Source organism: Shewanella sp. ALD9 (genome assembly GCF_002836315.1).
GTDB lineage: Bacteria > Pseudomonadota > Gammaproteobacteria > Enterobacterales > Shewanellaceae > Shewanella.
Map to the genome: position 1 here is coordinate 17,689 of NZ_PJCD01000038.1, position 25,086 is coordinate 42,774.

The 25,086-nt window shown below is 41.0% G+C and carries 25 protein-coding genes; 12 read left to right on the forward strand and 13 right to left on the reverse strand.

What is annotated here, in order from left to right:
* Positions 1 to 220: 220 nt before the first annotated feature.
* On the forward strand, positions 221 to 1,027 hold the full coding sequence (locus CXF88_RS14525) for an endonuclease/exonuclease/phosphatase family protein (protein WP_259395491.1): 807 nt from the start codon (positions 221 to 223) through the stop codon (positions 1,025 to 1,027).
* Positions 1,028 to 1,338: 311 nt separating this feature from the next.
* Here CXF88_RS14525 and CXF88_RS14530 read toward each other — a convergent pair whose 3' ends face one another.
* From CXF88_RS14530 to norV, 3 genes are all read right to left on the reverse strand, one after another.
* On the reverse strand, positions 1,339 to 1,674 hold the full coding sequence (locus CXF88_RS14530) for a DUF1971 domain-containing protein (RefSeq protein ID WP_101087492.1): 336 nt from the start codon (positions 1,672 to 1,674) through the stop codon (positions 1,339 to 1,341).
* A 260-nt stretch (positions 1,675 to 1,934) separates the two neighbouring features.
* On the reverse strand, positions 1,935 to 3,080 hold the full coding sequence (gene norW / locus CXF88_RS14535; RefSeq protein WP_101087493.1) for an NADH:flavorubredoxin reductase NorW: 1,146 nt from the start codon (positions 3,078 to 3,080) through the stop codon (positions 1,935 to 1,937).
* Entirely contained in the window at positions 3,077 to 4,582 is a 1,506-nt protein-coding gene (gene norV / locus CXF88_RS14540; protein ID WP_101087494.1) for an anaerobic nitric oxide reductase flavorubredoxin, read from the reverse strand. The genes norW and norV overlap by 4 nt, the downstream gene beginning before the upstream one ends.
* Before the next feature lie 434 nt (positions 4,583 to 5,016).
* On the opposite strand from norV, the gene CXF88_RS14545 reads away from it, so the two are divergent.
* The 4 genes from CXF88_RS14545 to CXF88_RS14560 all read left to right on the forward strand — a co-directional run bounded on the left by CXF88_RS14545 (position 5,017) and on the right by CXF88_RS14560 (position 7,068).
* Positions 5,017 to 5,385 (forward strand): PH domain-containing protein, encoded by a 369-nt coding sequence (locus CXF88_RS14545; RefSeq protein ID WP_101087495.1) that lies wholly within the window; start codon positions 5,017 to 5,019, stop codon positions 5,383 to 5,385.
* A gap of 226 nt (positions 5,386 to 5,611) precedes the next feature.
* On the forward strand, positions 5,612 to 6,106 hold the full coding sequence (locus CXF88_RS14550) for a GNAT family N-acetyltransferase (protein WP_157822814.1): 495 nt from the start codon (positions 5,612 to 5,614) through the stop codon (positions 6,104 to 6,106).
* Between the two features lie 170 nt (positions 6,107 to 6,276).
* On the forward strand, positions 6,277 to 6,588 hold the full coding sequence (locus CXF88_RS14555) for a hypothetical protein (protein WP_101087497.1): 312 nt from the start codon (positions 6,277 to 6,279) through the stop codon (positions 6,586 to 6,588).
* A 21-nt stretch (positions 6,589 to 6,609) separates the two neighbouring features.
* Positions 6,610 to 7,068 carry a GNAT family N-acetyltransferase gene (locus tag CXF88_RS14560; protein ID WP_101087498.1) on the forward strand — a complete coding sequence of 153 codons (459 nt, stop codon included), beginning with the start codon at positions 6,610 to 6,612 and terminating at the stop codon, positions 7,066 to 7,068.
* A 431-nt stretch (positions 7,069 to 7,499) separates the two neighbouring features.
* Here CXF88_RS14560 and CXF88_RS14565 read toward each other — a convergent pair whose 3' ends face one another.
* Positions 7,500 to 8,102, reverse strand: coding sequence for a VOC family protein (locus CXF88_RS14565; protein WP_101087499.1), 603 nt, complete (start codon positions 8,100 to 8,102; stop codon positions 7,500 to 7,502).
* Positions 8,103 to 8,154: 52 nt separating this feature from the next.
* A complete protein-coding gene (locus tag CXF88_RS14570) occupies positions 8,155 to 8,658 on the reverse strand; it encodes a L,D-transpeptidase family protein (RefSeq protein ID WP_101087500.1) in 504 nt (167 codons plus the stop codon).
* Between the two features lie 166 nt (positions 8,659 to 8,824).
* Between CXF88_RS14570 and CXF88_RS14575 the strand changes: the two genes are divergently transcribed.
* Both CXF88_RS14575 and CXF88_RS14580 read left to right on the forward strand, forming a co-directional pair.
* Positions 8,825 to 9,655, forward strand: a complete 831-nt coding sequence (locus CXF88_RS14575) for an ion transporter (RefSeq protein ID WP_162022836.1) — start codon at positions 8,825 to 8,827, stop codon at positions 9,653 to 9,655.
* 60 nt (positions 9,656 to 9,715) lie between these two features.
* A complete protein-coding gene (locus CXF88_RS14580; RefSeq protein ID WP_101087501.1) occupies positions 9,716 to 11,296 on the forward strand; it encodes an MATE family efflux transporter in 1,581 nt (526 codons plus the stop codon).
* Positions 11,297 to 11,568: 272 nt separating this feature from the next.
* Here CXF88_RS14580 and CXF88_RS14585 read toward each other — a convergent pair whose 3' ends face one another.
* From CXF88_RS14585 to CXF88_RS14600, 4 genes are all read right to left on the reverse strand, one after another.
* Complete coding sequence (locus CXF88_RS14585; RefSeq protein ID WP_101087502.1) at positions 11,569 to 11,766, reverse strand: DUF2986 domain-containing protein; 198 nt, start codon at positions 11,764 to 11,766, stop codon at positions 11,569 to 11,571.
* A 216-nt stretch (positions 11,767 to 11,982) separates the two neighbouring features.
* Entirely contained in the window at positions 11,983 to 12,429 is a 447-nt protein-coding gene (locus CXF88_RS14590) for a hypothetical protein (RefSeq protein ID WP_101087503.1), read from the reverse strand.
* 164 nt (positions 12,430 to 12,593) lie between these two features.
* Positions 12,594 to 12,950 carry a glutathione S-transferase N-terminal domain-containing protein gene (locus tag CXF88_RS14595; RefSeq protein ID WP_101087504.1) on the reverse strand — a complete coding sequence of 119 codons (357 nt, stop codon included), beginning with the start codon at positions 12,948 to 12,950 and terminating at the stop codon, positions 12,594 to 12,596.
* A 120-nt stretch (positions 12,951 to 13,070) separates the two neighbouring features.
* Positions 13,071 to 16,541 carry a DUF748 domain-containing protein gene (locus CXF88_RS14600; protein ID WP_101087505.1) on the reverse strand — a complete coding sequence of 1,157 codons (3,471 nt, stop codon included), beginning with the start codon at positions 16,539 to 16,541 and terminating at the stop codon, positions 13,071 to 13,073.
* A 311-nt stretch (positions 16,542 to 16,852) separates the two neighbouring features.
* On the opposite strand from CXF88_RS14600, the gene CXF88_RS14605 reads away from it, so the two are divergent.
* The 4 genes from CXF88_RS14605 to CXF88_RS14620 all read left to right on the forward strand — a co-directional run bounded on the left by CXF88_RS14605 (position 16,853) and on the right by CXF88_RS14620 (position 18,725).
* The gene (locus CXF88_RS14605) at positions 16,853 to 17,248 is read left to right on the forward strand and encodes a GNAT family N-acetyltransferase (protein ID WP_101087506.1); all 396 of its coding nucleotides are present in this window, start codon (positions 16,853 to 16,855) and stop codon (positions 17,246 to 17,248) included.
* 146 nt (positions 17,249 to 17,394) lie between these two features.
* Positions 17,395 to 18,102, forward strand: a complete 708-nt coding sequence (locus tag CXF88_RS14610; protein WP_101087507.1) for a DUF445 domain-containing protein — start codon at positions 17,395 to 17,397, stop codon at positions 18,100 to 18,102.
* 94 nt (positions 18,103 to 18,196) lie between these two features.
* Positions 18,197 to 18,547: a VOC family protein gene (locus CXF88_RS14615; protein WP_101087508.1), complete on the forward strand. Its 351-nt coding sequence runs from the start codon at positions 18,197 to 18,199 to the stop codon at positions 18,545 to 18,547.
* Positions 18,528 to 18,725, forward strand: a complete 198-nt coding sequence (locus CXF88_RS14620; RefSeq protein WP_192116125.1) for a DUF1289 domain-containing protein — start codon at positions 18,528 to 18,530, stop codon at positions 18,723 to 18,725. Before CXF88_RS14615 ends, CXF88_RS14620 begins: the two co-directional genes overlap by 20 nt.
* A 47-nt stretch (positions 18,726 to 18,772) precedes the next feature.
* On the opposite strand, the gene CXF88_RS14625 is transcribed toward CXF88_RS14620, so the two are convergent.
* Together CXF88_RS14625 and asnB are read right to left on the reverse strand one after the other, a co-directional pair.
* On the reverse strand, positions 18,773 to 19,288 hold the full coding sequence (locus CXF88_RS14625) for a GNAT family N-acetyltransferase (protein ID WP_101087510.1): 516 nt from the start codon (positions 19,286 to 19,288) through the stop codon (positions 18,773 to 18,775).
* A gap of 119 nt (positions 19,289 to 19,407) precedes the next feature.
* The gene (gene asnB / locus CXF88_RS14630) at positions 19,408 to 21,072 is read right to left on the reverse strand and encodes an asparagine synthase B (protein WP_101087511.1); all 1,665 of its coding nucleotides are present in this window, start codon (positions 21,070 to 21,072) and stop codon (positions 19,408 to 19,410) included.
* A 609-nt stretch (positions 21,073 to 21,681) separates the two neighbouring features.
* Here asnB and CXF88_RS14635 point away from each other — a divergent pair.
* Positions 21,682 to 22,083: an ACT domain-containing protein gene (locus tag CXF88_RS14635; RefSeq protein WP_101087512.1), complete on the forward strand. Its 402-nt coding sequence runs from the start codon at positions 21,682 to 21,684 to the stop codon at positions 22,081 to 22,083.
* A gap of 142 nt (positions 22,084 to 22,225) precedes the next feature.
* Here CXF88_RS14635 and CXF88_RS14640 read toward each other — a convergent pair whose 3' ends face one another.
* Together CXF88_RS14640 and CXF88_RS14645 are read right to left on the reverse strand one after the other, a co-directional pair.
* Positions 22,226 to 23,884, reverse strand: coding sequence for a M28 family metallopeptidase (locus tag CXF88_RS14640; RefSeq protein ID WP_101087513.1), 1,659 nt, complete (start codon positions 23,882 to 23,884; stop codon positions 22,226 to 22,228).
* A gap of 158 nt (positions 23,885 to 24,042) precedes the next feature.
* Positions 24,043 to 24,789, reverse strand: a complete 747-nt coding sequence (locus CXF88_RS14645) for an HAD-IIA family hydrolase (protein ID WP_011637074.1) — start codon at positions 24,787 to 24,789, stop codon at positions 24,043 to 24,045.
* Positions 24,790 to 25,086: the final 297 nt, after the last annotated feature.

Genomic DNA, 25,086 nt, shown 5'->3' on the forward strand with positions numbered 1-25,086 from the left:
AACAGTTTGTTTTATTATAAAGACTCTGGTGCTATTCAGTTTAATGCGAACCAAACGCTAGCATCACTTTAAGTCACTTTTAGTCATTTTCAGATAGCCCTCCCAAAACGAATAGAGGTATTCATCCATCGGTATTTTTCGCTCAAAGCCAACATCGACCTTACAGCCTAAGCGTAAACTGCTTGGGCTTGCTCGATGGGGAAGTCTGGTTATCGTCATATTGTTGATGATGACAGTTGTGGTTGTGCCAAAATTTGTTCATTTAGCCACAGAGCCTCAAGTGATTAATAATGAGCAAGAGTCGTTTGCTGCACAATGTGTAAAAGCCACACCTATCGCTAAATTGGATACTGATGGCCAACTGGCGGTCGCGAGCTGGAATGTTTATAAACAGCAAAATGCTGGCTGGCAAACGCTGCTCAGTCAGTTAGCTAAACAACATCAATTATTGTTGCTGCAAGAGGTGAAGTTATCTGACGAGTTTCAGTTGTGGCGCCAACAACATCACCAACAATTGGCGATGGTGCAAGCATTTAGCCAAGACCATATACCACTAGGGGTGATGAGCTTGTCTCAAGTTGCTGCGAGTGAAAGTTGCGGTTATTTGACGGCTGAACCCCTAATACAGTTTCCCAAGTCGAGTTTGTTAAGTTATTTCCCCTTATCGAATGGTGAAACTTTGCTGGTGGCTAACTTGCACAGTATTAACTTTGAGTATGATCTAGACAGTTATGCTGCGCAGTTACAGCAGCTACTACCAGCGTTAAGTGCTCATAAAGGACCGATAATTTTCGGCGGGGATTTAAATACTTGGCGTCAAGCCAGATTATCAATGTTAGCCTTGATGACAAAGAAATTAGGGCTAAAAGCGGTGATCCCCGCGGATGACAAACGCACAACCGTGATGGGTTATCCAATTGATCACCTTTATTATCGAGGACTAACTTTAGAGTCATCTCGGGTCATTATGACTAAAAGCTCAGACCATTATCCTTTGTTAGCGCAATTTAGATTAGGCGAAAGTTAACGCTCATAGTTTATGACGGCTATTAACTGATTAAAGTTGTGTTAAAGGTCATAAAGACCGCATGGGCTCGCTCAAGATTAATTGATTAGTGCGGCTGACAGGCACATCAATGTTAAAATCGATTCACAGTCGTTTTTCAATTCGAGTAAAATAACCTTTAACGATTTAATGTGTGTTTTGTGCAAGTTAAAACGATAAGAGCATAATACATTATGATCTTATCGTTAATTAACCCGCTGATTAAACGACTATATCAGTAGCTTGATATGTCTCTCAATATTGATTTTTTTATCTGCCACAGCTTCAATTAATTATTTCTTATTAAACATCGCTTGGCCGGTTTTATCTTTTTCAGACCAGAAATTAAGATTGAACTGGGCATCAGGGCTTAATTCAATACGATGCCAGTACTCTGGTGGACTAGTGGCAAATTGGCCTGCTTTGATCACCACTTTTACTTCTGGTTCAGTTGCTTCGCTGTCTGCAAAACCAAAATACGTGACCACACCTTCCATTACACATAACTGGCCGAATACACCTTCGGCGGTATTGTGGTGAGTCAGTAGCGCATCAGGCACATTTTTAGTGGTGAAAAATGGCGTAGAGCGTTGAATTGTCCAGTTTGCTGGGATACGTTGATGAGACATAATGTTCTCCTAAATAACCTGAACTCGGGATAATAAACGCCTTTCAAACAGTCCTTTGCCCTGCTAACTGCGTTGAATCGACTTACAATAGGCTAGCTATTGACGCGTCAATTCGCCTTGTTCGCATAACCAATGACAAGCTTGAAAGTGAGGAGGGTTAACATGCTGATTTTAAATAGCATAAGTTCATCCCTTATCCCAATTTCAGGTTAAGTTGATTGATGAGTAGGCTTTATGAGTAAAGCCTACTCGATAAAATACTAAAGACTTGCTGGTAAGGCTCTGAGTAGCGGGAAGGTATTGTTCATGTGGCCTTCTGTTACCACAAAACCGATTATCTGTTTTTGCTCATTGTACGCTTTTACTGAGCAACCCAGAGCATCAATATCAACCTGCCACGATGCAACGTCAATTACGGTATTCCCGCCTAATTGAATGGGCATTTGCGGTGTTTTAACTTTGACTAACATAGCCGGTAGTTTCAAATCTGTCGGTTGGCCTAATAAGGTTTTCGCTAACGCATTGGCGCTTAACATAATGGGCTGCAAGTAGGACATCACCTTACCATTGATTTCGGCGCAATCTCCTAAGGCATAAACATTGTTCGCTGAGGTTTGCAGTTGCAGATTAACCACTAAGCCATTATTGACTTTGAATCCTGACTTTCGTGCTAAGCCAACATTAGCCTTTAATCCCGCAGCTGAAATAACACAATCGACAATATGGGTATTACCACAACTGAGTGTGGCACAAATACCTGATTCAGTTTTGTTTAGCGAACTAATGGTACGGCCAAACTCAAATACAACACCGTTATCGACCATCTTCTTTTGTAAAACACTGGCGACTAAATCTGGCAGCATGGTTGCCATCACGCCGTGACTTGGATCAACCACCACAACGTTTTTACCGCTGCGATTAAGATCCATGGCTATTTCAGTGCCGATAATACCCGCGCCAATAACCAAAACACGTTGTGCATTTTGTAGTTGCAGCTGCGCATTATCAAACTCACTAAGACTGTTTAAGGTGACCACACTGTTTGTTGCGTTACCAAGCATTGATGGCACAAAGGTTTTTGCTCCTGTTGCTAGCACCAGTTTTGTATAAGGGTAAGCAACACCTTCAACAAACACCGCTTGCTGTTCACTATCAATGCAATCAACCTTGGTAAAAGCATGCAGAGTAATATTATTCTCGGAGGCAAACTCTTGTGCAGTAAGGCGGATTAAGTCCGCACTGTTTTGCTTGTTACTAAATACATGGCTCAAGTCCGGTTTATTATAATCGTGGCCTTCATCAAAGGTGAACACGGTTATCGGTAAATGCTTATCTGTGCGTCTAATGGTTTTGATTAGTTGATATGAGCCAAAGCCGCTACCGATGATAATGATGGGGGCGCTCATGATGCTTTCCTCTCAGCGATAGGGACAAAAACATCTTTGCCAAGGCCGCAATCTGGGCAAAGGAAAAAGTCTGGCACTTCGCTCCACGGTGTACCTGGTGTTACATCTTGATTAGGCTCACCCAATACTGGCTCATATACCCAATTACACACAGTGCAGAGCATATTTTGTGAATCACTCATTGCCGTCGCTGTTGTACATGTCGGTTTGGTTGCTTGAGTTGCTTGAGTTGGCTTAGTGGTTACAGTGGCTTGAGCGCTCTTAGCTAGCGATGCCGGTGAAATGGATTTTACATTACTTAAATCATGCCATGCCCAGCTTTTAGCTATCTGGCGACCGTGCTCACGGCATTCGCGCATCGCTTTACCATCTGGTCGCCATTTTGCTTTTAAGCCGACAATAGTTTCAAATCCGGCATCTGTAAGACGGGTGTGAATACGGTCAACGGCGCCGCCGTTCCAGCCATAACTTCCAAATGCACCTGCTTTTTTATCTTTAAAGCGCAGGCCTGTGATCTCTTCTAGCATTCCCGCGACTTTCGGCATCATGACATTGTTCATGGTTGATGAGCCTACCAAAATACCTTTGGAGCGGAACACGTTAGCTAATATGTCATTTTTATCATGACGGGCCACGTTAAACACTTTAACCGACACAACAGGGTCAACGTCGTGGATGCCTTGAGCAATGGCATCGGCCATCATGCGGGTGTTATTAGACATCGAATCATAAAAAATGGTGATTCTGTCTTCCTGATAGTTATCTGCCCATTGCAGATATTGATGAATAATCTGTGCTGGGTTGTCGCGCCACACTACGCCATGGGCGGTAGCAATCATGTCAACGGGCAGGTTAAAGCTTAGCACCTCGTTAATTTTGGCGGTAACCAGCGAGCTAAACGGGGTTAAAATATTGGAATAATAGCGTAAACATTGATCCATCAATTCAATTTGGTCTACTTCGTCATTAAACAAATGCTCATCGCAGTAATGCTGACCGAACGCATCATTGCTAAACAACACAGCATCTTCCGTTAAATAGGTCATCATGCTGTCAGGCCAATGCAACATCGGAGTTTCAATAAACACCAGCTGCTTACCGTTACCAATGTCTAAGGTATCGCCGGTTTTAACGATATTAAAATTCCACTCTGTATGGTGATGTAAGCCAGTAATAGAGTCGATAGCATTTTCGGTACAGTAAATCGGGGTATTAGGAATTTTAGCCATTAAAGCCGCTAAGGCACCTGAGTGATCTTCTTCCGCATGGTTAATGACGATGTAATCAATCTTATCGAGATCAATTTCCATCTCAAGGTTTTGGATAAATTGCAGGCTGAAACGATGGTCAACAGTATCGATTAAGACATTTTTCTGTTCACGAATAAGGTAACTATTATAACTGGTGCCTTTGGTGGTTTTATATTCAGTACCATGGAAGTCCAATATTTCCCAGTCACGTTGTCCGACCCAATCGATGTTATTTTTAATGTGAATTGTCATATGTACACCTGTAATAAATTAGAAGTTAAAGTTGATAGAGATATTTCAAAAGTTAACTTCGTTATTGCAGAGTGCATGCCAACTGTTTATCTTATTGATTATATGAAAGTAATGTATTTTTAGTGAATTTTATTGATGTCATAAAGACATGCTCTTTATTGTTTATATGACACATAAGTGTCATATTGACTTCTTGTTGTGTTCTAAAACGACATTATTGATGAAATGCCAATCACAGGCTTTATCGCTATTTATCAGCTAATACAAACTGGGATAAATGCTTGCTTCAGCTGCATTTTGTAATGTTATTGTTATTACATTAAGCTAAGGCTATTCACTAGAATACGATAACCACGAAATTTACTGAGCTGTTTATGTCGTAAAATTTGTATTAATTCAATCCCTTTGGATGTCAGATATAAAAAGGATGTTAGATGATAGATTTTAATAATAAAGGTTTTTTCAAACTGAAGCAGAATTCTGATTTTGCAGACAAAGCCCGCGATTTACTTGTCGATGATGAACGAGTCATTGATTCATATAAATCCATGCGTGATGGTGTCATTTTTACCAGTAAAAGAATTATCGCTGTTAATGTTCAAGGCATTACAGGAAGTAAAAAAGATTTTACATCTTTGCCTTACAAAAATATTGTCGCTTACTCAATTGAAACATCGGGGACATTCGATCTCGATTCCGAACTAGAAATATACTTTTCAGCGATAGGCAAAGTTAGGTTTGAGTTTACTGGTAAGGCCTCAATGCTGGAGATATCAAAAATAATCTCAGGTTATTTATTATAGGTCTGCAAATGCCGCTATTGTCAATAATTGCTTAATAAATTGATAATTTCAACAAACGAACCATTAAGGTTTAATCTGTTGTAAAATATGAGTTTAGTCTAGAATTTAATGCTGAAACTGAGGAGTGTTAAGTGGGTCATTTCGTCAGTTATCTGGCGTCGAGAAAGACTAAAACGTGGGGTGTAAAATTGTAAATATGGCTAATGTTCAAATCAGAGTGTTGCTGATGAGTGATTGGGAAATCTATAGAAGGTTACGTTTATTAGCATTACAAGACTCGCCAGATTCGTTTGGCTCGACTTATGAACGAGAAGCTGAATTTACCGACGAAGAGTGGATTTCTCGTCTTAATGCAAGCAATCGAGCAAAGCATGCATTGCCACTGATCGCTGAACTTGATGGCGTCGCTGTAGGCTTAGCATGGGGACAGATCCATAGTTCTAGTTCTATTCCTATGAATACTGATGCTGCACATGTGTATCAAATGTGGATGTCACCACGCGCGCGCGGATATGGACTTAGTAAGTTATTACTGAATAGCATTATTGATTGGGCCAAAAAATCTAATCGAAAAGTCGTTTGCTTAGAGGTTACTATTGCTAACGAGGCCGCTGTTAATCTCTATAAATCAATTGGTTTTGTTGCTGTTGGTGAAACACAGACTCTACGAGAGGGTAGTGCATTACTGACTCAAACCATGATACTGGAGTTATGTGGTTAATAAATGAGTCATGTTCTCAATAAAATCGACGTTTTCGGCAAAATAGTTTTCAGTAAAATCGTTTTCAATAAAATCTAGGTGACACGACTCACTTTTAGGGTATTGTCGCAACGGTTTAATTAACCACGTTTCGCTCATTAACTGAGTGGCTTTTACAATGGAGTGTAAAAATGAATGAATCTCAAGCAGATAATATTATCCAATCTTATGAAACGGATAGCATTACCGCTTTACGTTCAGATTTAGATAAACTGAGACCCAAACCATATACTTGGTTAATCCAATGGCTGATGTGTTTGGCGACTATTGGCGCTATTTTATATATTGCAAAAGTAGACCTATTAGTAGAACAAAATTTTGTGTGGTTGCTACTGTTATTTGTCGCGATTGGCTTTAGCCATCGAGATGATTATTTAGCTCATAAACGTATCGATTTGGTGATTAAACTACTCGATAAAAATGCATTTCATAAACGATCATAGTTCAAAAGGAAGCCTTGGCACATGGATATTATGATTGATGATTTACAGGGCTCTGGCGTGGTTGAGTTACTGCAAGCACATTTGGCTGACATGTATGCAACGTCGCCACCGGGTAGTGTTCATGCATTAGATATTGAAGCCTTAAAACATCCATCAATTACTTTTTGGTGTGCCAAACAAGGTGACATAGTACTTGGGTGCGTAGCGATAAAACAGTTAACGCCAACCCACGGCGAAATTAAGTCTATGCGAACGGCTGCAATGGCGAGAAACCAAGGAGTAGCATCGGCATTGTTATCGCACATATTGGGCGTAGCTAAGTCTTGTGGTTATCAGCGGTTGAGTTTGGAAACTGGATCGATGGATTTTTTTGCGCCAGCAAGGCGTTTGTATGAACGACATCAATTTGATTACAGCGGCCCATTTGCGGACTATGAACTAGATCCTAATAGCTTGTTTATGACAAGATTAATTGAGTAAATTGATTTGTGATAAAGGTAAAGCTTAGCAAAGCGCTAATTTATGAAATGTGTAAGCGACTATTACTCTTCTTCATTATTTTTGGCATTGCCATCGTAATATTAATGACCCCCAGAAGGTGAGTGTGTAGCATTTTTTAGCCATAGCTTGTGCACAGGAAAAGATAAGTGGGTTATTGTAAAGTGGATTTTTTTGTTTGATTCATTGTTACTGGCATACACAGCTTTGTCTGTGTTGCATTACTTAGCGCTAAGATTTTTAATTAAGCATAAAAACTGACCTCTAAATGGGTTTTGAAAAGCTTAATGATTTACAACCTTTCTATCATTGATCTAAACAAGCCAAACTCAGTTATAGCATTGGCATAACTGAGTTTGGCTTGTTTTATATTAGTGCTGCAGTTTCCAGACAAAGCGTTATTAATACTATGCCTAGCAGGCTTGTTCACTCTCAACAATTTTTTGAATATCGTGCGGGTGTACTTTAACGCAAATGCCATTGGCCTTAAATGCGATAGTTGGGTTAGCAAGGCGCTCTTTATCACCTTTTGGCGAACTTTGTTTAACCTTAATATCACTGTTTTCGTTACTACCTGCAATAGTATTACCTGCAATAGTATTACCCGCAATAACATCAGCCAGTAGTGGCACTTTTTCGATAAGCTCTGCGACGAGTTCATCACAGGTTTGTGCCTGTGATGGGAACACTAATTCGATATGCTCCCAACCTTCAACCGGATAAGATTTGTCAGATGGAAAGGGCAGCTCAACACATTGAATTTTCATCGCACCGATAACTAATGGTTCGGCTAATTTAATGATTAAAATCGGCCGACCGTTGATGATGTTATTAGAGATGATTTTGCCGTGTTGACTAAATTCATCGACGAGTAACTGCGCTGTTTGATTATCGTTCACCCGCAGAGCAGCATGATCACAATTCAATGCTAAGTTGTCTAAACCTAACCGATGAATAAACGCGCTTATGCGCTGGCTAAAGTCTGCCCAAGTATGTTGTAGATGTTGGTAATTCATTTAATAACCCAAGAAACAAAGCAAAAAATGGTATGGTTGAGATTGAATAAGCTTATGGCCATATTTCAATCGGTGTACCAGCATCAATCATTTGCCACAATTCATCCATTTCTTTGTTGGTGACGGCAATACATCCATTGGTCCAGTTGTACTTTTGTGCTTCTTCTGGCGGTAAAGTTGAACGAGGGTTTTCACCGTGGATCATAATCATGCCACCGGCTCTAATGCCTAATGCATCAGCTCGTAATTTATCTTCTTCATTGGGATAAGAGATATGAATCGATTTATAAAATGCACTATCAGATTTTTTATAATCTAATACATAACGACCTTGCGGAGTACGTTGATCACCTTCTTTAAGCTTATGACCACTTGGCACATCGCCCATAGCAATAAGGTAACTTTTAATCACTCTTCCGTCACGCATGACAGATAAGCGTGATTCAGATTTATTGACGACAACTAAATCTACTTTTGCTGTAGTTTGGCTTGAAGAGGCAACCGCCAATGACGGGCTGAAAATTAAGGCTATAAATATTATGTACAACGCGCGCATGAAATCTCCGTAAACCAATGACCTTTTTAATTTTTATTGTAAAATGACCCTATTTCGAATGTTAAAACTCGACAGTCAATGTTAGATTTTAACGACAACAAGGGTTAATTGATATTAGTTAACCGAGTTTATTTGCAATTTATTACCCGAGACAGTGAATATTAAGATGAATATCGAAGAAAAATCTGACAGTCCACTAAAAAAACAGCTTAGAAGTGTGATTTTTGGTACCGAAACCCCAGCAGGAAAACGTTTCGATATTGCCCTTATGGTCTGTATTGTACTGAGTGTGATATTGATTTTTATCGATACCACAGAATATGTTAATTCCCTTTACGGTGACTATATTAGTATCGCCGAATGGACCTTTACGGTATTGTTTACCGTTGAGTACATATTAAGACTCTATTGCTCGCTTAATCGGTTACACTATGCACGCAGTTTTTTTGGTGTAGTGGATTTAGTGTCAATTTTACCCAGTTATTTAGGGTTGATTTTCCCTGGTGCCAATGTCGCGTTAGCGTTAAGAGTACTGCGTTTATTCCGGGTGTTTAGAGTATTAAAGTTACTTCGATACCTAAGCGATGGCCAAATATTGCTTAAAGCCATGGTGCAGTCTGGTCGAAAAGTGTTTATGTTTTTCTTCTCGGTAAGCCTGATTATTATGGTGTTAAGTGTGGTTATGTATGTGGTTGAAGGCCCTAACAATGGCTTTACTTCCATTCCTAAGTCCATGTATTGGACCGTAGTGACCATTACCACCGTTGGCTACGGAGATATTACGCCGCAAACGCCATTGGGCCAAGGGATTGCGGCACTTACTATGCTGATTGGTTATTCGATTATTGCGATCCCCACCGGTATTTTAACCGCTGAAATTTCACATGAAATGGTCAGAACCCGTGATTTACGTAAATGCAGCAATTGTGGCAAAAAAGGCCACGATAAAGATGCTGAATATTGTAATCATTGTGGTAGCGAACTTGAAAAACTCTAGGGTTACAGCCTGTAAAGCTGATTTAGATTTGATTTTTATTATAGACACACAAGGATATTGATGACCGCTGCTAAATTTGTTGAGGGTTCCATTTTACGCCATATCCTGGTGATGAGCTCTACTGCTGCTGTGGGTATTTCGGCACTTTTTGTGGTCGACTTACTCGATATTTTCTTTTTAAGCTTACTTGGTGAAATAGAGCTCGCCGCCGCAGCAGGTTATGCTAGCACGATTTCATTTTTTACGACTTCGATAGGTATCGGCTTATCGATTGCTCTAGGCGCTTTGGTGTCAAAAGCGGTGGGGTCGAAAAACATAAAGTTAGCCAAGAGATTATTTTTAAACAGTGCCATCGTGACGTTAATTACCAGTGTGCTGGTGGCTGCAGTTGTCATAGCGTTTATTCCCGAATTGTTAGCGTTGGTGGGTGCAACAGGGCGCACTGCGGAATTGGCTGAAAGCTATTTGTATATTCTGGTGCCATCCTTACCATTTATTTGTTTAGCAATGGCGCTTGGCGGCGCGCTGCGTGCAGTGGGTGATGCCAAACTATCGATGATGTCGACACTAGCTGGTGGCGGTGTTAACGCCGTATTAGACCCTATCTTTATCTTTAGTTTATCAATGGGTATTGAAGGTGCTGCGGCTGCATCGGTATTGGCCCGTATTGCGGTGTTTGTCATCTCAGCTCGCGGAGTGGTGGTTAAGCATAAGCTGTTAGGTCAATTTTCGTGGATTGAGTTCAAGCAAGACCTAGGGGTGATTTTTGCCATAGCCGCACCTGCAATGCTCACCAATGTGGCAACTCCCATTGGTAATGCGGTGGTAACGCGTGCCATAGCTGATTTTGGTGATAGTTATGTAGCTGGCTGGGCGGTATTAGGACGTTTGATCCCCGTCTCGTTCGGGATGATTTTTGCGTTGTCTGGCGCAGTCGGACCGATAGTGGGGCAAAACTTTGGTGCCAATGAAATTGAACGAGTTCGATTGAGTTTAAACAAAGCGATTCAATTTTGTGTTGTTTATGTTCTGGTGGTGTCACTGGTACTGTTTTTATTACGAAATGTCATTATTAGTAGTTTTGATATGAAAGGCGATGCGGCAGAGCTTATTTTGTTTTTCTGTCAGTACATCGCGGTGTTCTTTATCTTTTCGGGCATTTTGTTTATTGCCAATGCCTCATTTAATAATTTAGGTAAGGCTAAATACTCGACCTTTTTTAATGTCGGTAAAGCAACCATCGGCACCATACCATTTGTGTATTTTGGCGCCCAGTGGGGCGGTGTATTTGGGGTGTTAATTGGTCAGGTGATTGGGGCAATTATATTTGGTGTGATAGGTATTTTATGTGCATATCGATTAGTCGACAAAATTAGCCGCCAAGGTATGCTTTCAGCGGGTGCTAATCGACAACTACTAGAAGACGATGCGATAAACATTGATATGGTGGCCGCTCCTTCACCTATGCCAGGGCGCACTCAGATGGCTCAATTAGATGAAGATCCACTGTGTAAGCAAGTTGCTCAACAAGACAACGCCGATACAGCCAATGGCGACACAAATGATACAGAAAAATCCGGTGCTGATAGCGCTAGTACCGATAACATTGGCAGTGAGAAAAACAGCGATAAAATCAATTGATCTGATAGATGCTATGTAGATGTGACTTCGTTTAGATGTGACTTAGTGTAGATGTGACTTAGTGTAGATGTGATTCAGTGAAGATGTGATTCAGTGTAGATGTGATTCTGTGAAGATACGATAGAGTTTACATGTGATTGGGATCGAGACGTGATGCTATGATAGATATTTAATCTCTGGCTAATGCCCATAGAGCAGATAATAAAAAGCCCCTATTTTTGGCCTTAACCGAGAATAGGGGCTTTTTGATACTGACACCTTGTAAATGGGTGTTAGTCTTTGTCAGTTTCTGAGCTGGCTTCTGTGGCAACTGTTTGTTCAGCCGCTTCTGCTAACGCAATTTTCTCACGTTCAGCTTTAGAGATATAACGCTCAACAGGCTTGTTACTTGGGTTAGCCGGCACCACTTTATTTTGGCGAGCCTTGGCACGTTTGGCCAATTTTTTGATCATCTCTTGCTTTCTATTCATCTGATTTCTTACTTTGTAAACGACAAACTATTAATATCATTCTAGACGATACACGGCTTATCGGAGCGTGATGACACTGGTCTTGGAGCCTACGGCAACATCACGAGAAAATTTGGATGCTAATTTTAGCTTAATTGCTTAGCTGGATATAGTGTTTTATCCGTCAGTGACAATAATTAACCTATTAAGTCAGTTAAAGCAGCATCGGCTTGGCAATTAGGCGCCGAATTTTTTAATATCTTCAGCGGTAGCACCATCATTACATTCGCCACGAATTTCACCGCGCTCAGTTTCAACATAACGACTTAATTCAATAAAACCGGCTTTACAATAACCATTCATTTCGATGGTTTTTCTAAGACCCAGATCAATTTGTTGATGCCATAGTTCGAGGCGATTCTCTGCGTTACGTTGTTCAATTAAATAACTCTGTGCATCTTGTTTACTGCGAATTCTTCTTTCTAGCGGGGAATCACCAGGAATGCTGCGGTCAAGGGCGGTAGCTAATTTTGCTTTATAGACAAACAACTTAATCCCATTACCTTTAATTTGAGTACTGAATGCATCGCGAAACTGCCCCGCAAAGTCCATAGGATCAGGTTCGCTTGCGCTACAGGCGCTAAGCAGTATGAGACTGCAGATGATTAAGCTTATTTTTGACACTCATTACCTCATTCGTTCTTATGTTAAATGAAACTCGAATAAATGCTGCAAAATATTATCATGACCTTTACTGATACAAGCATGGCCAGAGTAAAAATATTTCTACAGCAATATGTTAGCCACAGTGTTGAGATAAACTGTGGCGACATGACATAACCAGTGCTTTATGCGAAACGTTCGTTGAGGTAGCTGGTAATGGCTTTTGACTCATATAACCATTGGGTGTTGCCGTCTTGTTCGATACGTAAACAAGGCACTTGTAGCTTGCCACCATGGCTTACTAACACGCTTTTGTTGTCATCTTGTTTGGCGTCGACTAAGTTAATGGTTAAATTTTGGCGACGCATATCACGACGAACCTTGACACAAAAAGGGCAGGCGGCGTATTGATACAATGCCAATGATTGAGTTTGTTGATCGACAATAGCTTGTTGATCTTGTGGACGTTGGCGCTTTTTAGGAGCAAACACAAAATTTAACAACAAAATAATTCGACCTAAAATCCAGCGAACGATAAACATAGATAACCTCAATCTTAACAATATTAATGATACATCATGATTACAAACGTTTGTTATTACTCGTTTGCAATGTATGCGCAGTCTACCCGATGTAGATAGCGGTTAACAGCCACAGACAGGTTATTTTACTTGTAGTTCAAGCAATGCTTCTGCGGCATCTTCTGCTGTGTTGATACGGCTTTCAAGCACAAATATTTTACCTGCATCAATTCCTGCTTGAGCAATTAAATAGGCTTTAACCGCTTTAGCGCGCTCTTGGGCTAAAAGGCCAAATTCATCTGCAGTAAACTGTTGGTGATTTTTAAGCATATTGTACAAACCAATGTGCCAACGCGTGATCAGCTCTGCTTCAGTCAGTTTTGGTTTTTTCTGCTGTAATTTTTGCTTGATGTCTAATGGATCCTGCGATAACTCTTGCTCAACCAATTGATACAATGCATCTGCTAATGGCCCCGTAACAGGGTATTTGCTGGCAGAGACACTTTTGGGGAAATCTTTGAATTTTATCCCCGCAGCGTTAGCCAGTTGCTTATGCAGTTTGGTTTCTGCTAATGCTTGTTTATCGTTAATTATGTCGATACTGCCTTTAATATTTAGATTAAGCAGCGGCCTGTCTATTAACGCTTTAGCCAGTTTGTCTAAGGTGCTTTTTTGTTTAAGTGAGATGTTGCTGCGTCCATACTCAAAACTGATTTTATCTATTTGTTCATCACTGCCCACAAGACCAGCTAAGAATGAAAACGGTGAGGTCACCGCTTTGGTTATGATATTGCCTAGTGCATTAATGATGATGCTACCAAAACTAAAGCTAGGAGAATCAATATCCCCAGACACATCAACGCCTAAATCAATTACGCCATGTCGGTCTTGCAATAATGCTATCGCTAATGTCACCGGTAGGCTGGTTGCTAAACTGCTGTTACTGCGTTTACCTAGTTCGAGTTGATCAATCACTACATGATTACTGCCAACTAATTCATTATTTTTAAGCTGATAGTTTAGATCCAGTGACAACTGACCTTTATCAATATAATAACCAGCATAAGTGCCAGAGTAAGGGTTAACCGAGGTGAGCTCTACTTTGTCAAAGTTCAAATTAAGGTCAAGATAAGGTTGTGCTAATAACGGGTTAACATCACCTTTTAACGTCACCGGTGCGTATTTGTCTATTTTTCCCGCTAAATCAACTGATGCAGTGGTTTCTGGATTTGATGATAAGTTGGTGATCTGGCCGTTAAGCATTTCAATGCCCGAAGCAAAATTGGGCGTTAACGAATTATCCGCAAAGAAGGCCGAGCTGTCTTTAAAGCCAATCTTATTAATGTTGAGCTTCATTTGTGGCGCATCGGTGGTGGATTGCTCATTGCCTGTCGATAAGGTCGCTTGTTCAGCTTTACTTGGACTAACAGCAACTTTATCTGTCTCAACACTATCTGTCTCAACACTAGCAGTGGTTTGTTTTACGTCTGCAGGAGTATTGATCAACTCGCTAATATTGGTGCTGCGGTCGGGTGAGATAATCAGGCGACTAAACAGCTTATCGAAGTTTATTTCATCAATATCAATGTTAGCTTGTTGGCGATCAAACGATAATTGGTTGATGTCCATGGTTTGCCATGTCAGCAAAGGTTGTTTTAACACGTTATCGTTAATGTGTAATTGACTAATGTTTGCACTGCCAGAGTAGGTTAGCGTGTCTTTAGCGTCTGCATGCAAAATGCCCTTAGTGGAAAACATGCCATCTTCAATAGTGATATTGATGTAAGGAGCAATATAAGGTTGTAAACGTGACAGCAACATATTACTAAAGTCGATTTCAGCATTCACTGTTTGCGCTAATGCATCAACTTGTCCTGTTGACGTTAATAAGCTTTGTTGATTAATTCCTGCCGAAAATTGATAATCAATCGGGCTGGATAGATCTGATTTTATTACCCCAGTAGTCAGGTCAATCGGGCCGATTTGCCAAAGAATAATCTTATCACTGGCAATGCCTTCACCCAGTTTAACTTGATACTGCGCGATACTGATTTTGTCTAGTGTGACTAACCAAGGGGAGTCAGCATCGATGGAGTTAGACGTTACTGCTGTTTTTTGTTGAGTCGTTTGTGAGTCTGTCTCAACTGTCGCTTCTTTCGTAGCATCTTGTGTCGCTGATGGTGGTGATTGCTGCGCTAATAGTGGTTCTGCATCTATTTCTGTATCTGTTTTTGCAGTTGTATCGCTAGCTGCTTTTGTGTTGAGATCAGTGGTGACTTGTTTAACGGTCGCGATGGCTTTATCAGTAATGGTATCAGCCACATTTGTGCTGTCAGCTTTTTGCTCATCTGAGTTAGCTTTCTCTATATCTATACTGCCTAAATCTGCAGTCTCTGAATCTATCGTGTCTGTAGTAGCTGATTCGGTAGTAGCTGATTCGGTAATAGCAGACTCGGTAGTCGTTGAGGCTGTAGAAGATAAATCTGAGGTATCTACGGTAGTTGTTAACTCAGTGTCTTTAGGCAGCAATAAAGCAACCAAATCAGCACCAGTAGGAGTGATATTGAGTTTGATATTACCTTTTTCGGTATGGAACTCACCAATGCTAACGCGTTTTTTGTGGCTGTCTAAATTGATATTATTTAATGCTAAGACATCAATGGCGATTTTTTCATCTTGCTGATGTAACGCTTTAAAACGTTTAATCACTATCTGTGCTTTGGTGACATTGATATGGCTTATTGGTGCTAAGTTTTTGTCTTGCAATATCACGTCATACTGTCCGTTTAGGCTCAGCGTGCCTTCAGCTAAGTTAATCGCAAACAGTTGATCAACAAAAGACCAGTAACGCGATAAATCAATCCCAGTCACCTTAACATCGCCTTTTATTGCCAGGGGCGCTAATTGGAATTGCCCTTGCAATGCGACCGAGCCTTTGAATTGATCTTCTATGCGTAAGTTATAACGATTTACTTGGTCTTGCTTGTCGTTTAACGCACTACTCAAGCTATTGAATTGTGCCAATGACACATTGATGTTGGGATAATTAATGTGGGTATCTGTGACGTTGTCGTCTAGGGTAAACACGCCTTGTTGGATCTGAATATTAGCAATGTTTATCGCCGGTATAACACTCGGTTCAGTACTCATTGGTGTTGGCTGACTATTTTGGCTTAGGCGAGTAATAATGTCACTGAAGTTAAATACAACTTGTTGATTTGCCGTTTCAGTACGCGCCACTCTAAAGGTGGGTTGTTGTAGACGGATATCTTCAATCACTATCGCCCAAGATGAGATCGATTGCCATAATTGAATGTTGCCATAGGCCGCGGCGAATGACGCAAACGTTTTCGGGCTATCAAGTTCGTTGATTTCAAAACCCGATACCGCTAGTTCTAACGTAAATGGGTTGATACTAATGTCTTGTAGGGTAACGTTTCTGCCTAATTGCTCGGTTAATATCGTTGGTGCTTGTTGTTTGGCAATATATGGAATTAATCCGCCGAGAACAGCACAACCCAATAGATAAACAGTTAATCCATAAAGGGCTAATTTTAGAATACGAGAGCGCGGTGTAACCGCTGAGCGCAATTGCGCAAAAAACGAGGTCATAAGAGGTAATCTTGATACAAAACAGTGGCAACAGCTGACTATTTTACCAAAAAAACAATCGTAACGAATGATTATTTTGTCAGGATAATAGATTAATTTACATTTATGTTTATTGATGTTAACTTTATATTTAAGCTTATGTAATTAATAGATTTTCTATTTATCTTTTTTATATAGGTTCATTTTGTTTTGTGCGTTAAACACTTACAGTGACATATTGTTTTAACCTGATGGCTTGATGCCATCACTTAATAGGCATGATATCTGCGATATTCATACGCGGTATTTAATCCTAATTTCAAGGATGAGAAATGCAAATACGTCTAGCTTCGAGCATCGATTTAGAACCATTGAGCCTGCTATTTGATCTATATCGGCAGCAACTACAACAGCCCTCTGACTATCCAGCGTGTCATCATTTTTTGAAGCATCGCTTGGCCGAAAATGATTCGATGATTTTTGTCTCCATCAGAGACGACGAAATGGTGGGCTTTATTCAATTATACCCCTCGTTTTCTTCATTGCGCCTTGCTCCTGTGTGGTATTTGGAAGATGTGTTTGTAAAACCTCAATATCAGCAGCAGGATGTTGTTAGCCAAATGTACCAAAAGGCTCAGTTGTTGGCACAAAGTACTGGGGTATTATTGATTAACCACCATGATTCCCAAGTGCCTATCGAACCTGAATCATTAAGTTGTACGGCGTAAATTGATCAGTATTATTTGCTTACCATTAACCATGGTAATTAAGTCTGTGATGAGATGAACGATGAATTATGTAGACCTCAGTTATTTCTGATAAAATAGCTGAGGTTTTTTATTATTTTATCATCATAGATGTTAAGGAAAAGAGATTGAATAAGAGCGTATTAACCAACCTTATCGCGGCTGTCTTTATGCTGGTTGGGTATGTGTTACAACAACAAATTGTCATGACAATAGGGTTATTTGCGTTGTCGGGTGCATTAACCAACTGGTTAGCAATCCATATGTTGTTTGAAAAAGTCCCCGGTTTGTATGGTTCCGGTGTGGTTCCATCACGATTTGAAGAGTTTAAAGCGGGCATTAAACATTTAATGATGCAGCAATTTTTTACTCAAGAGAATATCGATCGCTTTTTGACAACCAGCAGTGCCAGTAGTATTGATTTAACCCCTGTGATAGAAAAAATTGATTTAGCGCCATCATTTGATGCATTAGTGTCGACTATCGAAAAGTCATCATTTGGTGGCATGTTAGCGATGTTTGGTGGAACCGAGGCGTTGATCCCACTGAAAGAGCCATTTATTGAAAAAATGAAACTGTCGTTAGTTGAACTGGCTCAAAGTGAAGAGTTCAATGCTATTTTAGTCAATGAGCTTGAAAAGCCAGATGTTATCGCAGATATGCAAGCTAAAGTGGCCAATATTGTGGAACAGCGTTTAAATGAACTCACGCCTGAATTAGTGAAGCAAATCATCCAAGACATGATTAAAACCCATTTGGGTTGGTTAGTTGTGTGGGGTGGTGTGTTCGGCGGTATTATTGGCGCCGTCGCGGCAGTGCTGCAGCAATACAGTTAACCCCAAAACGTATTATTTTCATGGCGTTGTCTGCCATATGATATTGTCTGCCATATAATATTGTCAGCCAAATAACAGAGTAACAGAGGTGAGTATGAGTCAACATCATAGTATTAATTATTTAGAAATACCCGTGAGAGACCTCATCGCAACCAAAGCCTTTTTTACTCAGGTTTTTGGTTGGCAGTTTCAAGACTATGGTCCTCAATACAGTTGTTTTTTGCAGGTCGGAATTGATGGTGGATTTTATCAAGCAGACTCTCAATTCACCTTAGCAAACGGCAGTCCGTTAATTGTGCTTTACAGCCAAGATTTGGCCGCCACAGAAGCTAAAATTATTCAGGCTGGTGGACTCATCACCAAAGCTGTATTCAGTTTTCCTGGCGGTAGACGTTTCCATTTTACCGACGTTAATGGTAACGAATATGCCGTCTGGTCAGAATAACGACAATCAAATTGCCTCACCTTGTGTGAGGCAATGTTGTTTAGATCAACAGGATATCTGTTTAGGTTGCCATCGCTCGCTCGATGAGATTCTGGCTTGGCATACAATGGACCAACAACAAAAAAGCGCATTGCTGGAAACGTTACAACAACGCGCTATCGCGCGTAAAAAACGCTAGTAGGCCGCTAATCTATAATTGTTGAGCACTACAAATATCGTATTGAGCTACACCGCAGTTGGGTTGGTTCTCGGTTCGGTATCGGTTCTAAATAAGCTAAACCCGCGAGCTTGGTAGTTTTGTAAAGCGCTTGGGTGATCTAATGAGCAAGTATGCACCCAAACACGGCGGGTGTTAGGTAGCGACCACGCTTGTTCAATAGCCTGAGTCAGTAAATAGCCGCCAAAGCCTTTACCGATAAAGCGTTCGCCTAAACCAAAATACATAATCTCGACAGTCGCGTCACCTTGTTGCTGCAACTCAAAGTAACCCGCTGGTGCACCGTCTTTATACGCGACAAACAAATGCAAATTATCCGCTTCACTGTATTCCTGCCATTGGCTATCGGACAAGGCTAATTTATCTGCCCACTCCCACGCAGCACCCACAAATTGATATAAAAAACGATTGAATTGATATTGTTTTATTTTCACCTCAACCACGGTTAAGCCGTTGGCATCATGTTTAGGTTTTAATTGACTGCGGTCGGTCATCTCAAGATTAAAAATGCTGATGTCTGTCATGGAGAACCTTATTATTATGTATGAAACGAAAAATATCATTATCTTACAAGATGGCGCCAAACAAAAACACCACCCAAAAGGTGGTGTTTACAATTGTACTGTTCACATAGAGCTAATGATTAATACGCGCTAGCGTGAACGTTTTTAACTGCGCGGCCCGATGGGTCGTTAAGTCCTTGTAAACTAGCATCCCACAATAGTGCTTCAGGGGTTGAACACGCTACGGTTTTACCACCTGGCACTGTTTCAGCGGCACTGGCTAATGGGAAAAACTCTTCAAAGAAGCTGCGGTAAAAATAGGCTTCTTTCGACTCTGGCGTGTTGTATGGGAAACGGAATTTTGCGTTAGCAAATTGCACGTCATCTACGTTTTCTGCCGCATGAGCTTTTAAGCCATCAATCCACGAGTAACCTACGCCGTCACTGAACTGTTCTTTTTGGCGCCATACCACTTCTTTAGGTAATTTGTGCTCAAACGCTTGACGTAAAATGTGCTTCTCGATACGACCATCTTTAGACATCTTCGCTTCAGGGTTAATGCGCATTGCTACGTCAATAAACTCTTTATCTAAGAAAGGCACACGTGCTTCAAGTCCCCATGCTGCCATAGCTTTGTTGGCACGCAAGCAATCAAATAAATGCAGCTTATCAAGCTTACGGACTAATTCTTCATGGAACGCTTGTGCGTTAGGCGCTTTATGGAAATACAGGTAGCCACCAAATAGTTCGTCAGCACCTTCGCCAGACAACACCATTTTAATGCCCATGGCTTTAATTTTACGTGCCATTAAATACATTGGCGTAGCGGCACGAATAGTGGTTACGTCGTAAGTTTCTAAGTGATAAATCACTTCTTTAATCGCATCCAAGCCTTCTTGGAAGGTATACACAATAGGGTGATGAATTGTACCAATAGCATCAGCCACTTTTTGCGCTGCGACTAAATCTGGAGACTCAGCTAACCCTACAGCAAATGAATGCAGTTGTGGCCACCATGCGCCTGTTTCGCCGTCGTTTTCAATACGGTGTTTTGCATATGTTTGAGTAATGGCAGAAATCACTGATGAATCTAGGCCACCAGACAATAATACTCCGTAAGGAACATCAGACATTAACTGGCGTTTTACCGCTGCTTCTAATGCTTCACGTAATTCTTCAATGCTAGCTGGGTTATCTTTAACGGCATCAAAATCGCGCCATTCACGGTGATAATACTGTGTCGGTTTACCGTCGGCAGAATATAAATACTGTCCTGGGTAAAACTCAGCAACTGTTTTACATACGGGCATTAATGCTTTCATTTCAGAGGCAACGTAGAAGTTACCAGACGAATCTAGACCAGTATAAAGTGGGATAATGCCCATGTGGTCGCGACCGATTAAGTAAGTGCCTTTGGCTTTGTCATACAGTACGAATGCGAAGATACCGTTCAGTTTGTCTAAAAAGTCACAACCGTATTCTTGGTACAATGACAAGATCACTTCGCAATCTGAGTTAGTTTGATACTGGTATTTGTCACCTAGCTGAGCTTTTAACTGCTTGTGGTTATAAATTTCACCGTTTACGGCTAACACTATGTTGCCATCAAGGCTGATAAGCGGCTGCGCTCCGTGGTCAACGTCAACAATCGATAAACGTTCATGAGCTAAAATGGCTTTGTCATCAGCATATATGCCAGACCAATCTGGGCCGCGGTGACGCAGCAGTTTTGACATTTCTAACGCCACTTGGCGAAGTTTGCTTGCATCAGTTTTGATGTCTAAAATTGAAAATATTGAACACATAATACGGCTCCAGCAGCGTTGGCTAATCTTTATCTGGTTCCTACTTTGCCAGCATTTTGGTTAACTGCCAAGCTTGTTTTTTGAGATAACATCATAAATATAGCTATTTTAATGATTTTATCTCTTTTAAATATCTTTTTGTTTGAGTAATGTTTTGTTAAATGTCATTTTTATTGAGATATCTTTATTTTTATCGTGATTATGGCTATTTTTTTTAAGATTTCATAATCAAATACCACTAAAAGCCATAATTGCACTAATGCTGTGCGTATGATGTTTATTTGAACAAAATTGGGGCTTAATGGTCATTTAACGCCTTTAACGTAGTCATAATCGTGCCTACGTGGCATGTTGATGCGCGATAATGGGGCTTCAATTCACTCGGTGATAGTCAACCAAGCAGCGCTAAACTTGTTAAGTGTTTTAATACTGGATAGGGTTATGTTGATCACTTCTGTTAGTCACTTATATGGGTCACTTATGTGTAGCAAGCAGCAAAGCTGCATTTACGTTAAGCCACATTTTATTAAGGCTGGCGCTTTTTATTGCAACACAAGACCTTGAACCATAAAATCGCTTTATAACGGAAACATATTTAAGGAAAAAAGTATGGTAGGTGAAACAAATTTAACGGCATTACTTGCATCGATGTCACCGGTATTATTAGATGACGAATACGTTTTTTGCTCAGTGCCGGGCGGCCAATATGGCGATTATCAAACTTTATCGCCACTCGCGACGTTTCGCGAATCTGAAGGGCTGACATTAGTATTAACCAAAGCGGCTGCTATAGAGGGCGGCTTGTCTTTTGAATCAGTATTTAAAGGCATTACCTTAACGGTACACTCTAGTCTGGATGCCGTTGGTTTAACGGCTGCAGTGGCCAATAAACTCACCGAAAAAGGCATTAGCGCTAATGTTATTGCCGCTTATTATCATGACCATATTTTTGTGCAAACAGAAAAGGCGGCTTTAGCCATCGAAGCGCTAAATGAATTTAGTAAAGTGTAAGTCAGGTTATCTAAAGGCTTAAATCAGATACTCATGACACAAAGCTTAATGACATAAATTCTAATAGCCAAATACCAATAAAAAAGCCCATCAAATACATGATGGGCCAATCCTTGGGGGGAAGGAATAGGGTAGTGCGGAACTAATCTGCAGGACGTAATTGATTAAATTCAGAACCGGCAAAGTATCCTGGCCAATCTTGGTTATTACCTAACTCTGCCGCAGCTTGGTAATACACGCCTAAATCTTGTAATGAACCGGATAAATCCCATTCAGGACGATAATGATCGCAAACGTTATGGTAACAACCCTTCATTTTGACCAGCATTGCCGTTTTGTATTGTGCGGTAGCTTCATCAAGCGGTTCGTTACCACCACCGGCAAATACTGCTGGCACGCCTAATTTAGCAAAGCTGAAGTGATCTGAACGGAAAAAGCCGCCTGATGCAGGGTTTAGCTCACCTTGGCTGGTACGATTTTGTTTAGCGACAGCGCGGTCTAAATAGTTTTCTAACTCAGACTGGCCTTTACCGACAATCGTGTAATCTTTGGTTTTACCATAAATATTGGTGCTGTCGAGGTTAAATACTGCCACGGTTTTATCAATTGGATAAATTGGGTTTGCAGCATAATAACGTGAGCCTAATAAGCCTTGTTCTTCACCCGTAGTGGCAATAAAGGTTAATGAACGGGCTAAGCCATGCCCTTGTTTAGCTTGCTGGGCAAACTGGCGGGCAATTTCTAAAATACCGGCGGTACCAGTGGCATTATCTAACGCGCCATTATAAATTTGGTCGCCGTCTTTGGTTTCATCGGTACCGATATGATCCCAATGGGCAGTAAATAAAATCTGCTCATCAGCTTGTTTGCTGCCAGCTAATGTTGCAACCACATTATAACTGTCGGCATATTCGGCTTTATTGGCAAATTCAATGCTGGCTGTTTGGGCTAAATCGACATTGAGTGAATTGGTTGCGGCGCGATCCATTAATGACGTTAATGACAAGCCCGCTTTATCGAATAAGGCCGTAGCACTGTCTAAGGTTAACCAACCTTCAACTTGGACCCGCTGATCTTGTTCTGCTTTGCTTTGAACTAAATCTTGTTGAGCACCGGTCCAGCTGTTTTCAACTACCGACCAAGGGTAAGAGGCAGGTTCGGTATCATGAATGATAATTGCGCCTAACGCGCCTTGGCGACTGGCTTCTTCAAATTTATAGCTCCAACGACCATAGTAAGTCATCGCCTTACCATTGAACTTGGCACCTTCAGGATGTGCAAAGCCTGGGTCATTGACTAAAATGATGGCAATTTTGCCTTTCATGTTGAGGTCTTGGTAATCATTCCAGCCATATTCAGGCGCATTAATACCGTAACCTACAAACACTAATGGCGCATCTTTAATACTCACCTGGTTACTATCGTGACGACTGCTTAACACGATATCTTGGCGGTACTGTAAATCCAACCCCGCTAAAGTAACTTGTTGTTGTTCGCTAGCGGTGTAGCTCACCATTGGAACCGGTTGCAAAAAACTGCCTTTATAAGCGCCTTTAAGCCCCATTTGGGTGAAAGCGGCAGACAAATACTCTATGGTGAGCTTTTCGCCTTGGGTTGTTGGCGCGCGACCTTCAAACTTATCTGACGATAATGTTTCAATATCGGTTCTAAAGCGTTGTTCGTCAAAGGTTACCGCAGTCACTTTAGCCGGAATAATATCGTCGGTTGCAGCGTGTTTAGCATCATCGCCGTTACATGCTGACAGTAAGGCAATGGCGCAAAAAGGAAACAATCGTTTCATGCTATGTCCTGTTATTGTTATTCGTTTTTATTTCAGACAAGCATAATGAAGCAAGCCAGTGCTTGAAAACAAGTTCACTGGCTTGGAATTGTGTTACCTAATGTAAATTGTGTCTTGGGTGCTCAGCTTATTAACTGGCGGACATTAACTGGTGCTAATTAAACGACGTCGATATCGCCAGCGCAGGCAAACACATGATTTGGTCTGAAAGGTTCTTTGTCTATATCACTCATTTGGCTTACGCCAGTCGTCACCAGAATCGTTTCCAGGCCTGCTTGGAAGCCAGCCAGAATATCGGTGCGCATGTTATCGCCAATAATAACGGTGTTTTCAGAATGTCCCTGTATATGATTCAACGCCGAGCGGATAATCCACGAGCTAGGCTTACCCACATAAAATGGCATCTTACCTGTGATACGCTCAATGGCTGCACATAATGCGCCACATGCTGGGCTAAATGCAGGGCCGTGGGTGTCTGGGTTGGTGGCAATAAAGCGTGCACCGCCAGCAACAAAACGAGATGCTTTATGGATCATATCCCAGTTGTAAGAGCGGGTTTCACCGACAATGACAAAGTCTGGATTAATATCCGTTATGGTGAAACCGGCATTGTAAAGTTCGTGTGTAAGCGCACCTTCGCCAATTACATAGGCTTTATTGCCGGTTTGGTGTTTTAGAAAGTCTGCCGTAGCCATGGCTGAGGTATAAAAACAGGTTTCTGGTACATTAATACCTGCAGCGCCGAGTCGATTTTGTAAGTCTTTGCCAGTTTGAACGGGATAATTAGTGAGGATAACCAGCGGATTACCTTGTTCAAGTACGCGGTGAATAAACTTGTCGCTTCCAGGGATTAGCTTGTTGTCATGCAGTAGCACACCATCAATATCGCAAATAATATTTTTCATTCAGTAATTTCTTCCTTCAAATACAACCTGCTTACATCTAATGCTAATTCAATTCAGAAAACAACGATTAAATATAAAAAATGCCTGTTAGGTGATTGATTTACTCTTTGAGAGTTGGAGATATTGGTTGCAGGTTGCAGGTTGCAGGTTGCAGGTTGCAGGTTGAGGAGTAGGGGATATTGATTATAGCGTTTGCTGTTGTCGATATGGCTGCGGCCACTAACGTCCTGGCGCGTCACACCAGATCAAGAGAAACGGCCCAGCCACCCCGCAACATTTTCTCTATTGACTTAAACA

Excerpts from the sequence above, each read along its gene's own strand:
- CXF88_RS14640 (WP_101087513.1), bottom strand. The coding sequence starts at position 23,884 with ATGAAACGATTGTTTCCTTTTTGCGCCATTGCCTTACTGTCAGCATGT.
- norW (WP_101087493.1), bottom strand. The coding sequence starts at position 3,080 with ATGAGCGCCCCCATCATTATCATCGGTAGCGGCTTTGGCTCATATCAA.
- CXF88_RS14555 (WP_101087497.1), top strand. The coding sequence starts at position 6,277 with ATGAATGAATCTCAAGCAGATAATATTATCCAATCTTATGAAACGGAT.
- CXF88_RS14635 (WP_101087512.1), top strand. The coding sequence starts at position 21,682 with ATGGTAGGTGAAACAAATTTAACGGCATTACTTGCATCGATGTCACCG.
- CXF88_RS14585 (WP_101087502.1), bottom strand. The coding sequence starts at position 11,766 with ATGAATAGAAAGCAAGAGATGATCAAAAAATTGGCCAAACGTGCCAAG.
- CXF88_RS14550 (WP_157822814.1), top strand. The coding sequence starts at position 5,612 with ATGAGTGATTGGGAAATCTATAGAAGGTTACGTTTATTAGCATTACAA.
- CXF88_RS14645 (WP_011637074.1), bottom strand. The coding sequence starts at position 24,789 with ATGAAAAATATTATTTGCGATATTGATGGTGTGCTACTGCATGACAAC.
- CXF88_RS14545 (WP_101087495.1), top strand. The coding sequence starts at position 5,017 with ATGATAGATTTTAATAATAAAGGTTTTTTCAAACTGAAGCAGAATTCT.
- CXF88_RS14625 (WP_101087510.1), bottom strand. The coding sequence starts at position 19,288 with ATGACAGACATCAGCATTTTTAATCTTGAGATGACCGACCGCAGTCAA.
- CXF88_RS14600 (WP_101087505.1), bottom strand. The coding sequence starts at position 16,541 with ATGACCTCGTTTTTTGCGCAATTGCGCTCAGCGGTTACACCGCGCTCT.
- CXF88_RS14560 (WP_101087498.1), top strand. The coding sequence starts at position 6,610 with ATGGATATTATGATTGATGATTTACAGGGCTCTGGCGTGGTTGAGTTA.
- norV (WP_101087494.1), bottom strand. The coding sequence starts at position 4,582 with ATGACAATTCACATTAAAAATAACATCGATTGGGTCGGACAACGTGAC.
- CXF88_RS14580 (WP_101087501.1), top strand. The coding sequence starts at position 9,716 with ATGACCGCTGCTAAATTTGTTGAGGGTTCCATTTTACGCCATATCCTG.
- CXF88_RS14575 (WP_162022836.1), top strand. The coding sequence starts at position 8,825 with ATGAATATCGAAGAAAAATCTGACAGTCCACTAAAAAAACAGCTTAGA.
- CXF88_RS14530 (WP_101087492.1), bottom strand. The coding sequence starts at position 1,674 with ATGTCTCATCAACGTATCCCAGCAAACTGGACAATTCAACGCTCTACG.
- CXF88_RS14615 (WP_101087508.1), top strand. The coding sequence starts at position 18,197 with ATGAGTCAACATCATAGTATTAATTATTTAGAAATACCCGTGAGAGAC.
- CXF88_RS14565 (WP_101087499.1), bottom strand. The coding sequence starts at position 8,102 with ATGAATTACCAACATCTACAACATACTTGGGCAGACTTTAGCCAGCGC.
- CXF88_RS14570 (WP_101087500.1), bottom strand. The coding sequence starts at position 8,658 with ATGCGCGCGTTGTACATAATATTTATAGCCTTAATTTTCAGCCCGTCA.
- asnB (WP_101087511.1), bottom strand. The coding sequence starts at position 21,072 with ATGTGTTCAATATTTTCAATTTTAGACATCAAAACTGATGCAAGCAAA.
- CXF88_RS14595 (WP_101087504.1), bottom strand. The coding sequence starts at position 12,950 with ATGTTTATCGTTCGCTGGATTTTAGGTCGAATTATTTTGTTGTTAAAT.
- CXF88_RS14620 (WP_192116125.1), top strand. The coding sequence starts at position 18,528 with ATGCCGTCTGGTCAGAATAACGACAATCAAATTGCCTCACCTTGTGTG.
- CXF88_RS14605 (WP_101087506.1), top strand. The coding sequence starts at position 16,853 with ATGCAAATACGTCTAGCTTCGAGCATCGATTTAGAACCATTGAGCCTG.